Source organism: Cytophagia bacterium CHB2 (genome assembly GCA_030263535.1).
GTDB lineage: Bacteria > Zhuqueibacterota > Zhuqueibacteria > Zhuqueibacterales > Zhuqueibacteraceae > Coneutiohabitans.
In genome coordinates this window covers 20,722-30,252 of the sequence record SZPB01000023.1, presented here as the reverse complement: position 1 = coordinate 30,252, position 9,531 = coordinate 20,722, and the positions used below count along the sequence as shown (strand labels likewise).

Below are 9,531 nucleotides of genomic sequence, written 5' to 3'. Positions count from 1 at the left end.
CCCTCAATCGCCTGATGCGGCTTCCTGCCAAAACGCAAAATTTTATGCTCGATATCAGGAAACAGCGCGGCGACGTGCTCAAGCTGCGCGTGCGATGCCCGCAATGAAGCAAGCGCAGCCGCGAATGAGAGATTGGCGTTTATTCGCATTCATTGGCGGTTTAACAAATCGAAAAGGCCGTTTAAAGCCCCGGTTTCCGAGAAATCGTTAACCCTGTTGGGCAACGCCTGATGCGCGCAGATTTTTCCGGTGTTTTAGATTCAATACCGTTCACTTAGTAGTCCTGCCCCCTTGTGGGGCACTGCAGGAAGATTGAAATTTTTGCGTTAGCATCGGCCCAGAAGGGGCCGGGACTACGAACGAAATGTTAAGGATCGACGATTAAATAACTTTCCCAATCTCCAACCGCGAATAGATGCGAATCATCGCGAATTAAAAAGCATTAGCGAACATTCGCGTTTATTAGCGGTTTAAAAAAAATGAGTAAGTTATTTAAATAACAATCCTAAGTGAACGGTATTGGTTTTAGATTGTTTACCAATTGAATTTTATCTATATTTTCCCACCAAAAAACTGCTGTTTTGCATGATGATCAAATTGGGACGCGCCTATGTTCCACCTCGCCTCCGCTGAAGATATTTTATCCGGTAAAGTTACGGATGTTTATTTCGAGCGCACAAAACACATTCTCACCGAGTTGCACAAAGACACCCATGTCGCGGTCGAGTTCATTCTCAAAAAATTTCCACAACCGAACAACTGGGGCGTATTTGCCGGGCTGGAGGAAGCCATGACCATCCTGAAAGATCTCCCCGTGACGATTGACGGCCTGCCGGAAGGTTCGTTGTTTTTTGAGGATGAGCCTGTGCTTACCATCAAAGGCAAATATCTCGATTTTGGGCCTTACGAAACGGCGCTGCTCGGCTTGCTCAGCCAGGCCACGGGTGTGGCCACACGCGCGGCGCGCTGCAAAAAAGCAGCCGGAAATCGCCCAGTGATCAGTTTCGGCGCGCGGCGCATGCACCCGGCGATTGCGCCCATGATCGAGCGTAACGCCTTTATCGGCGGCTGCGACGGCGTGGCTTCGGTGGCGGCCGCGAAACTGCTGAATGAACGGCCCTCCGGCACCATGCCGCATGCGTTTATTTTATTGATTGGCGACACCGTGGCGGCGGCAGAGGCATTCGACAAATACATCGAACCGGAAGTGATGCGCGCGATTTTGATCGATACGTTTGCCGATGAAAAATTCGAAGCACTGCGGGTGGCCGAGGCCCTGGGCGACAAGCTTGCCTACGTTCGCCTCGACACCCCCAGCAATCGCCGCGGCGATTTTGCCAGCCTGGCCAAAGAGATTCGCTGGGAGCTTGATTTGCGCGGCTTCAATCACGTCAAGATTTTCCTTTCCGGCGGCATTGATGAAGAAAAAATTTTGCAATACAACGTCATCGCCGATGCCTACGGCGTGGGCACCGCCATTTCCAATGCCCCGGTGATGGATTTCTCGATGGATATTGTCGAGATTGACGGCAAACCGATTGCGAAGCGCGGCAAGAAATCTGGCGGCAAGCATTTGTGGCGCAATCGCAAAACCGGCGAGCGCGTGGTGCAAGCCACGGCGCTGGAGCACGACGGCGAGCTGTTCGAACCGCTTTTCGTTCAAATCATGCGCGAAGGCAAAGTGCTCTACAAAACGCCTGCGCCGGCGGAGATTCGCCGGTCCGTGTTGCGGCAGTTGGAGCAGGTGGAGCTGTATGTGAAATAAAGCAGCCGCATTGCCGCGGCGAAATCATGATGCCTGCATTGCTACCCACATTCGAGCCATTCGATCACACCGCTGACGTTGGCTATCGCCTTTATGCGCCCACGCTTGCCGAGCTGTTTGTGGTTGCTGCGCGCGCGCTTTTCGATGCCATTACCGACCTTGAACATATTCATCCGAAATTAACTCGCAACGTGACAGCCGAGGCCGGCGACGTTGAAGCGCTGCTCGTGGCCTGGCTCTCCGAACTGAATTTCTATTGCATCAACGGCTTGGAAATTTTCTCACAATTTGAAATCCATTCCTTCTCGCCGGCGCGAATTTCCGCGACCGTACACGGTGAAAAAATCGATCTGTCGCGCCATGACATCAAAACCGAAATCAAAGCCGTGACGTATCACGGATTGTACGTGCGTCAAGTCGCCGGCGGTTGGGAGGCACAGGTGATTTTTGATGTGTAAGCTTCGGCTTTCATCTCCGGGTCTATCAAGGTTTGACGGCGAATTGAACCTGCGAGCGCATCTCATGAAAGCAATCTTTTCTCCTGTTTTCCTCATTTTCGTTTTTAGTTCGATTGTCCTGGCTCAAACCGCGCCACATTTCGCGAGCAACGTCGAGCAAGAAATCCATCAACTCGATAGTCTCCGAGTGCAGGCAATGATTCACGCCGATTCCTCCACGCTGGCGCGAGTTCTTGCCGATGACCTGACGTACACGCACACCAATGGCCGGGTTGACACGAAAGCGCAATTGATCGCCTCTCTCATCTCAGGCAGATTGAAATACGAAGCGATCAGCTATGAACAAACACAACTGCGCAGCTACGGCGTTGCCGCGGTGAACACGGGTTTGGTGACGATGCAAGTGAAAGCCGGAGAACAAAGACTTCGATTTCAAGCGCGATTCACGAGCGTTTATGTGAGGCAAGGCGGGCATTGGCAAATGGCGGCGTGGCAATCGACGCGGCTGCCGGACTGAGGCGCGCTCAACCACGGCCCAGCCGTGGTTCGCAAATTTCAAAACAGCAAAACATGCGACGGCCCAGCCGTCGCGCAACGCAAAAGCGGCGTGAGCGATGAAAACTCTTCTCGTCAATCAAGACGAAGTCAAGCGGTGGCTGCCGATGTCTGAGTGTGTGACCGTCATGGCAGAGGCGTTGAAATCGTTGGCTGCGGGGCACGCGCTTCAGCCGCTGCGCCCGATCATGTGGCTACCGGAGCGAACCGGCGCGCTTGCGATGATGCCGGCATACTCCGGCAGTTTGCGGGTTATGGGATTGAAAGTTTTGTCGATTTTTTCCCGCAATCATGGTACGCCTTATGATTCGCATCGCGGCGCAGTTTTATTGTTTGAAGCTGAGCACGGCCAGTTGCTGGCGATTATCGATGCCACCGAAATCACTGCGCTTCGTACCGCTGCGGTGAGCGGCGTGGCAACACAGGTTCTGGCGCGGCCTGAGGCAAGCACATTGGCGATTTTCGGTTCGGGCGTGCAGGCGTGGTCCCATCTCGCGGCAATGGCGTGCGTGCGACCGATTTCTCATGTCCAGGTGTGGAGCAGATCACTCGAACATGCGCAACACTTTGCTAAACGCGCTGCGCAATATTACAATTTTAACGTTGAAGCGAGGCACACAGCGCAAGCAGCAGCGCAGGACGCAGACATTATCTGCACCACCACCTCTTCGAAAGAGCCGGTTTTGCTGGGAGAATGGCTCAAACCAGGCGTGCACCTCAATGCCGTTGGCGCATGCACGCCCACAACGCGCGAGCTTGACGCCGCTGCAATGTTAAAATCACGCTTATTCACGGATAGCCGGGAATCTTTACTGAACGAGGCCGGCGATTTCATCATTCCCCAAAAAGCAGGAACGCTGCAAGAAGATCATGTTGCCGGTGAGTTGGGAGAAGTGCTGCATGAGCGCGTGCGCGGGCGTGCCTCAGCAAAGGACATCACGCTATTCAAGTCGCTGGGGCTGGGCATTGAAGACGTGGCCGCGGCGCATCACATTTATCAAAAAATGTCGGCGGAGAATGCGGGAACGTGGATCAAGCTCGCAGGCGCCCGACTCTAATTCGAACAATGCTGAGTTATACAAAATCCGTGAAAAGCCCAATGCGTTCAGCAAGACGATGGCGCAAACCTTCCGCCAAGGCCTCGCATTGCGCCAAACGCGCCGCCTCCTCCCTATTCTCCTCTGTGTTGTTGATGATCCCACTTACGCGATGAATCGACCATTGTGGAAACTCGCGTGCCACTAGCCTCACCGGTTGATTAACGGCAACATGTCCCTCCTGCATAACGCGCAGATACCAGCCTGATCTGCCCGTCGCCACGACCCGCGCGGGCAACTGCGGTAAGCTCCATTTGCGGGCAAGTTTCCAGCATGGCCGCCTGGGTTGCGAAACTTGCACGCGGCTTTCCCCGATTTCGTAAATGTCGCCGACACACACCTCATCTTCATTCAATCCCGTAATCGTGAAATTCTCTCCAAACGCGCCAAAAGTGAAATCATTTCGTTTCAGCTCGGCGCGCCACGCGGGGTAATGTTCTGCCGAGTAGGCCAACACGGTTTTGTCCGGCCCGCCGTGTACAGTGAGATCAGCCTGGCCATCGCCCGTGAGATTCGTTCGTCCCAGCCAAATTGGCCCGGTCACCGGCTCTTTGAAAATGCCCGTTGACCACAAACGTTCACTCGGATCAGTTGTGCCCGGCTTGCCGAGCAGCTTGGGCAGGCCAATTTGCAGTGAAAGCAAAATAGTTTTTTTCATTAGAATTTGTGTAAATGGGTGATCACCAAAAGACACTTTTGTGCTTTTTGATTAATAGACAAACAAAAATAACTGTGTTGAAATTCCAGGCGGCAGCGTTTGTGATTTTGCCGATCATGTTTTATATTGACAACGAAGAAATACTCTCATTGCGAGACCCGCGCGATGTTACGATGAAGTGAACAATAACTCAATAGTTTTGAGAGCACGATTATGTCCTTCAGCAATCCTGCCAGCCAGGCTAAAGAAAATGCCGCCGCCTACGTCAATGCCCTGATGGATTTGTTGGGCACACGCGATCCTATGGAGGTGCAGGCGCAACAAATTGAGTTGTTGGAAGCGGAGATTGCCGGCCTTGCAGACACAGCTTTGCGCCAGCCCGAAAAGCCCGGCAAATGGTCGATGCTGCAAGTGCTGCAACATCTCGCCGACTCCGAGTTGGTTACCGGCGTGCGTTTGCGCATGATTCTTGCTCATGACACGCCCGACATTCAAGGCTATGATCAAGATGCCTGGGCCACAAAACTAAATTACAGCGAATGCAGTCTAACAGACACGCTTGAACAACTGCGCGTGTTGCGCCGGGTGAATCTCAAGCTGCTGCGCTCGTTGAACGAAAGCCAAATGAATCGCGTCGGTATACATAGCGAACGCGGTCCGGAAAGTGTGCGTAGAACTTCGCAACTGGTTGCCGGGCATGATTTGTTGCATCTGAATCAGATTCGAAGGATTAAAAAGGCGATCGGAGTTTGAGGGACTGCCCTGCAAAAAATAATCACTGGAACGGCGGCATTAAATCGAGACATTGTTTGATAAAATATGAATCAGAAATTTGTTGAGACTGTGATCGTCGTTTGCCTCGCAAGCGTAATTTTTTTGGGAACGGGCGCCGTTCTCAACGCGCAAAATTCCTGGCCGCACTGGCGCGGCGGCCCGCAAAATACCGGCATCAGCGCAACGGCGTTGCCGGAAAATCTCGAGCCGCTCTGGACATTTGAAGTCAAGCAGGGATTTGAATCCTCAGCCGCAATCGTTGCCGGATGGGTTTATGCCGCAGCGCTGGACAGCAGTCTTTATGCGTTGGAGTTGAGTACCGGCAAACTCAAATGGAAATACCGCGCGCAGGATGAGATCAAGTCCTCCCCTGCTGTGTCGAACGGCGTTGTTTACTTTGGCGACGAGGCTGGCGCGTTTCATGCGGTTGACGCCAGCACCGGCAAACGTCTATGGAAATTTCAAGCAGATGCCGGAATTATTTCCTCGGCCAATTTTGCTGAAGATCGTGTGCTGTTTGGTTCGTACGATAATCATCTTTACTGTTTGTTAGCCAAAGACGGCAAGTTAGTGTGGAAAATTGAAACCGAGGGATATGTGCACGCCACGCCTGCGATTGCGAATGGCAACGCGATTGTTGCCGGCTGTGACGGCCTGATGCGTGTTGTTCGCATACGCGACGGGGTTGAAATCAAAAAAATAACGGCAGGCGCATATGTGGCAGCGAGCGCGGCGGTGATTGATGATCGCGCTTATGTCGGTACCTTCGACAACAAAATTTTGTGCATTGATCTGGCTGCCGGGAAAGCGCTTTGGGCCTTTGATCCGCCACAAAAAGATTTTCCCTTTTATTCCTCGGCTGCCGTGAGCAGCGATATTCTCGTCGTTGGCGGCCGGGATAAAAGCGTGTATGCCTTACATCCGCAAACCGGGCAGCCGCGCTGGATGTTCATCGCGAAGGCTAAAATTGATTCCTCGCCGGTCATTGCTGGGGCGCGTGTTTTTATCGGCGCAGCCAGCGGCGAGCTTTATGGTTTTGATTTAAGCTCGGGCAAAATCGCGTGGCAGTTTGAAACCGGTTCTTCCTTCATCGCCGCGCCGGCGATTGCCGAAGGCCGCCTGGTCATCGGCACAATTGATGGCGTGTTGTATTGTTTTGGAGCCAACTAGATTTCGATCACACTCGGGGATATTCCGTTTCACAAAAAAGGCAGAAGCAAGATGAGCGAACATTTGAAAGTCGTGCAACCCGAGCCCGCCACCTCAGATCACGCATTAAAGGAAACTGAAGTCGGCAGTGTGTTTGTTTCGAATTATCCGCCGTATTCATTTTGGACGCCGGATCATCTCGATCGCGCATTTACGGCGTTGCACACGCCGGCGCGGCTCGACATAAGCTCGCCGACACGTCGGGAAACGCCGTTGGGTTTGTATTTGCATATTCCCTTTTGCCGCAAGCGCTGCAAATTCTGTTATTTTCGCGTCTACACCGATAAGAACAGCACGGAAATTCAAACCTATCTCAATGCGCTTGCCCGTGAGGTTGAGTTGTACAGTACGCTGCCGGCCGTGGTCAATCGTCCCCTGAAGTTCGTTTACTTTGGCGGCGGCACGCCCTCCTACATTAGCGCAAAACATTTGCAGGCTCTGGCGCAGCGCCTGCAAGCGGCGATTCCCTGGGCGGGCGCCGAGGAAATCACGTTCGAGTGCGAGCCGGGCACATTGAGTGAACCCAAGCTCGAAGTCATTCGCGCGATCGGTGTGACGCGGCTGAGCCTCGGCATCGAAAATTTCAACGACGCGATTTTGGAGGAGAACGGCCGCGCCCATCTCTCGCACGAAATTTTCCGTTGCCTCCCCTGGATCAAGAAGCTCGATTTCGATCAGCTCAACATCGATTTGATTGCGGGCATGGTCGGCGAAACCTGGGAGACGTGGAAGGATTCGGTGCAGAAAACAATCGACATTGCGCCTGAGAGTGTGACGATTTATCAAATGGAATTGCCCTTCAACACGGTTTACTCGCAGGATTATCTCAGCGGCAAATCCGGCATCAAAATCGCGAATTGGGATTTGAAGCGCGAGTGGCATGAATATGCTTTCGAGCAGCTTGCCGCTGCGGGCTACGAAGTCTCGAGCGCTTACACGATGGTGAAGAAGGACAAGCATTGCCGCTTCGTCTACCGCGATTCCGTCTGGCGCGGTTGCGATATGCTCGGCACGGGCGTGGCGTCTTTCGGCCATATGAGCGGCATGCACATTCAAAATGTCGCGGGCTGGAACGATTATCTCAACATGCTGGCGGCGGACAAGTTGCCCCTGTATCGCGCGTTTCCGACCACTTCGGACGAACGGTTCACACGCGAAATGATTCTGCAGCTAAAGCTCGGCAAGATTACCGCGGATTATTTTAATCACAAGTTTGCGGCAGACATCATTACGAGTTTCCGCCCGACGTATGAAACGTTGCAGGAACAGGGCATGCTGCATTTCAATGACCACAGCGTCGAGTTGACGACACAGGGCTTGCTGCGCGTCGATCATTTGCTGCACCAGTTTTATGCGCCGAAGTATCGCAACGCGCGCTATACCTGATTTCTGTTTGATACATTATTCCACCGCCCGGCGTTGTTTCCGGCGCTCCTGATATAACCGCGAATGGAAACTTATGAACACTGCTCTTCGAAATCTTGTCCGTTTTATTTTGTTTTCCGTCATCTTACTTCAAATGGGTTGTCAATCCCAACCGCAATCTCAAGCCGGGTTTCGCGCAGCGCTACTCTCGCCCGGGCCGGTGAGCGACGCGGGCTGGAATGCCAGCGCTTATGAGGGCTTGCTGCGCATTCGCGATGAGCTAAAAGCTGAAATTTCGCAAGTCGAGGTCAAAACGCCGGCGCAATTCGAACAGGGCTTTCGCGATTACGCAAATCGCGGGTTCAACATCGTGTTCGGCCATGGCTTTGAATTTCAAGATGCCGCGGCGGCGGTGGCGCCGGATTTTCCCAATACGGTTTTTATCACCAGCAGCGGTACAACGGTGCGCCCGAATGTTGCGCCCATGGTTTTTGAGATCGAGCAAGCAACGTATTTGATGGGTGTGATGGTTGCAATGATGTCACACTCAGGCAAGGCCGGATGCGTCGGCGGCATGGAAATCCCTTCGGTAAAAAGCGGATTTCAGGCGTTGGAGGCGGGCGCAAAATCCATCAAGCCGGATTTTGTTGTCGTGCAGAGTTTCATCGGCAATTGGGAAGATGTGGGCGCGGCAAAGGAGGCTACTCTGGCGTTAATTGATCAGGGCGCGGATTTTGTTTTTCAGAATGCGGATGCGGCCGGGCTGGGCGTGTTTCAAGCGGCGCACGAACGCGGCGTTTTTGCATTTGGCTCCAACAAAAATCAAAACGCCATCGCGCCGCAGGTGATTCTGGCGAGCGCGGTGTTGGATGTGCCGCAAGCGTTTTTGAACGTCGCGCAGGCTGTGAAGGAGAATCGTTTCAAAGCTGAAATCATGCGCATGGGCATGAAAGATAATGTCGTATCGCTGGCGCTCAACCCGGAATTGCAAAACAAAATTCCCGCAGAAGTGATGGCCAAAATAGAAGAAGTTAAACAAGGCATACTGGCGGGACAGATCGAGGTGCCGATGGGGTTTTAGGAAGCGTATCGTAAAGCAACAGACTAAGCGGCAAGGGTGTATTCTTCAATAGGGAGTTTGTTCAAAACGAGCTTTTGCAGCTCGAGTTTGCGACTTGCTTTATCGATGTCAATTCCGACCAGATTCCCATTTTCATCATAATCCAAAACCACGCCCTCGGAAATTTCCCGGCTTTCCACGCTAGTTTTGGAAGAAAGGTCAATGTAGAGTGAATCGGTATCAGGATAGTATTGAATTCTCATGGTTTAAACCCTCGATCGGGGAAAGCATTGTGAATTGTTGTCTTGTCTGACAGAGTGATCACGCGCAGTATCCTGCCTCCAAGTTGTTCCACCTTGCCCCAAAAACGAAAACGATCATCATCTTGAGCTTCGACACGAATCGGATTTTTAAGGACTTCGATACACCATTCTTTCTTGAGATACGGGCGTTTGCGTAAAACTTCGTTTTCGAAGTATGGTGTAAATCTATGTTCCATGTCTGCAAGCTTTACCGCGCCGACATTTTGAAACCAGCGATATTGCAGTAACGACGGAAAACAATAACACTCAAAGCGAAGAAAAGCAAGT

Annotated in this window: 11 protein-coding genes; 8 read left to right on the top strand and 3 right to left on the bottom strand. The window is 52.5% G+C overall.

Features of this window, described 5'->3' with window-relative positions; genetic code table 11:
• Positions 1–610: 610 nt before the first annotated feature.
• The 4 genes from FBQ85_04335 (at position 611) to FBQ85_04320 (ending at position 3,836) form a co-directional block, all read left to right on the top strand.
• Positions 611–1,765, top strand: a complete 1,155-nt coding sequence (locus FBQ85_04335) for a nicotinate phosphoribosyltransferase (protein ID MDL1874384.1) — start codon at positions 611–613, stop codon at positions 1,763–1,765.
• 26 nt (positions 1,766–1,791) lie between these two features.
• A complete protein-coding gene (locus FBQ85_04330) occupies positions 1,792–2,223 on the top strand; it encodes an archease (GenBank protein MDL1874383.1) in 432 nt (143 codons plus the stop codon).
• Entirely contained in the window at positions 2,216–2,740 is a 525-nt protein-coding gene (locus tag FBQ85_04325) for a nuclear transport factor 2 family protein (protein MDL1874382.1), read from the top strand. The genes FBQ85_04330 and FBQ85_04325 overlap by 8 nt, the downstream gene beginning before the upstream one ends.
• A 97-nt stretch (positions 2,741–2,837) precedes the next feature.
• Positions 2,838–3,836: an ornithine cyclodeaminase family protein gene (locus tag FBQ85_04320; protein ID MDL1874381.1), complete on the top strand. Its 999-nt coding sequence runs from the start codon at positions 2,838–2,840 to the stop codon at positions 3,834–3,836.
• A 16-nt stretch (positions 3,837–3,852) separates the two neighbouring features.
• Here FBQ85_04320 and FBQ85_04315 read toward each other — a convergent pair whose 3' ends face one another.
• Positions 3,853–4,533: an MOSC domain-containing protein gene (locus FBQ85_04315; protein ID MDL1874380.1), complete on the bottom strand. Its 681-nt coding sequence runs from the start codon at positions 4,531–4,533 to the stop codon at positions 3,853–3,855.
• Positions 4,534–4,746: 213 nt separating this feature from the next.
• On the opposite strand from FBQ85_04315, the gene FBQ85_04310 reads away from it, so the two are divergent.
• The 4 genes from FBQ85_04310 to FBQ85_04295 all read left to right on the top strand — a co-directional run bounded on the left by FBQ85_04310 (position 4,747) and on the right by FBQ85_04295 (position 8,962).
• Complete coding sequence (locus tag FBQ85_04310; protein MDL1874379.1) at positions 4,747–5,286, top strand: hypothetical protein; 540 nt, start codon at positions 4,747–4,749, stop codon at positions 5,284–5,286.
• 66 nt (positions 5,287–5,352) lie between these two features.
• Complete coding sequence (locus FBQ85_04305) at positions 5,353–6,477, top strand: Pyrrolo-quinoline quinone (GenBank protein MDL1874378.1); 1,125 nt, start codon at positions 5,353–5,355, stop codon at positions 6,475–6,477.
• Positions 6,478–6,528: 51 nt separating this feature from the next.
• On the top strand, positions 6,529–7,902 hold the full coding sequence (locus FBQ85_04300; GenBank protein ID MDL1874377.1) for a coproporphyrinogen III oxidase family protein: 1,374 nt from the start codon (positions 6,529–6,531) through the stop codon (positions 7,900–7,902).
• A 73-nt stretch (positions 7,903–7,975) separates the two neighbouring features.
• Entirely contained in the window at positions 7,976–8,962 is a 987-nt protein-coding gene (locus FBQ85_04295) for a BMP family ABC transporter substrate-binding protein (protein ID MDL1874376.1), read from the top strand.
• A gap of 23 nt (positions 8,963–8,985) precedes the next feature.
• On the opposite strand, the gene FBQ85_04290 is transcribed toward FBQ85_04295, so the two are convergent.
• Positions 8,986–9,204, bottom strand: a complete 219-nt coding sequence (locus tag FBQ85_04290) for a DUF2283 domain-containing protein (protein ID MDL1874375.1) — start codon at positions 9,202–9,204, stop codon at positions 8,986–8,988.
• Positions 9,201–9,440 (bottom strand): hypothetical protein, encoded by a 240-nt coding sequence (locus tag FBQ85_04285; GenBank protein ID MDL1874374.1) that lies wholly within the window; start codon positions 9,438–9,440, stop codon positions 9,201–9,203. The genes FBQ85_04290 and FBQ85_04285 overlap by 4 nt, the downstream gene beginning before the upstream one ends.
• Positions 9,441–9,531: the final 91 nt, after the last annotated feature.

What these genes read in the sequence shown, in the direction of transcription:
- FBQ85_04295 (MDL1874376.1), top strand. Translation starts at nt 7,976, where the DNA reads ATGAACACTGCTCTTCGAAATCTTGTCCGTTTTATTTTGTTTTCCGTC.
- FBQ85_04315 (MDL1874380.1), bottom strand. Translation starts at nt 4,533, where the DNA reads ATGAAAAAAACTATTTTGCTTTCACTGCAAATTGGCCTGCCCAAGCTG.
- FBQ85_04335 (MDL1874384.1), top strand. Translation starts at nt 611, where the DNA reads ATGTTCCACCTCGCCTCCGCTGAAGATATTTTATCCGGTAAAGTTACG.
- FBQ85_04300 (MDL1874377.1), top strand. Translation starts at nt 6,529, where the DNA reads ATGAGCGAACATTTGAAAGTCGTGCAACCCGAGCCCGCCACCTCAGAT.
- FBQ85_04290 (MDL1874375.1), bottom strand. Translation starts at nt 9,204, where the DNA reads ATGAGAATTCAATACTATCCTGATACCGATTCACTCTACATTGACCTT.
- FBQ85_04320 (MDL1874381.1), top strand. Translation starts at nt 2,838, where the DNA reads ATGAAAACTCTTCTCGTCAATCAAGACGAAGTCAAGCGGTGGCTGCCG.
- FBQ85_04325 (MDL1874382.1), top strand. Translation starts at nt 2,216, where the DNA reads ATGTGTAAGCTTCGGCTTTCATCTCCGGGTCTATCAAGGTTTGACGGC.
- FBQ85_04310 (MDL1874379.1), top strand. Translation starts at nt 4,747, where the DNA reads ATGTCCTTCAGCAATCCTGCCAGCCAGGCTAAAGAAAATGCCGCCGCC.
- FBQ85_04330 (MDL1874383.1), top strand. Translation starts at nt 1,792, where the DNA reads ATGATGCCTGCATTGCTACCCACATTCGAGCCATTCGATCACACCGCT.
- FBQ85_04305 (MDL1874378.1), top strand. Translation starts at nt 5,353, where the DNA reads ATGAATCAGAAATTTGTTGAGACTGTGATCGTCGTTTGCCTCGCAAGC.
- FBQ85_04285 (MDL1874374.1), bottom strand. Translation starts at nt 9,440, where the DNA reads ATGGAACATAGATTTACACCATACTTCGAAAACGAAGTTTTACGCAAA.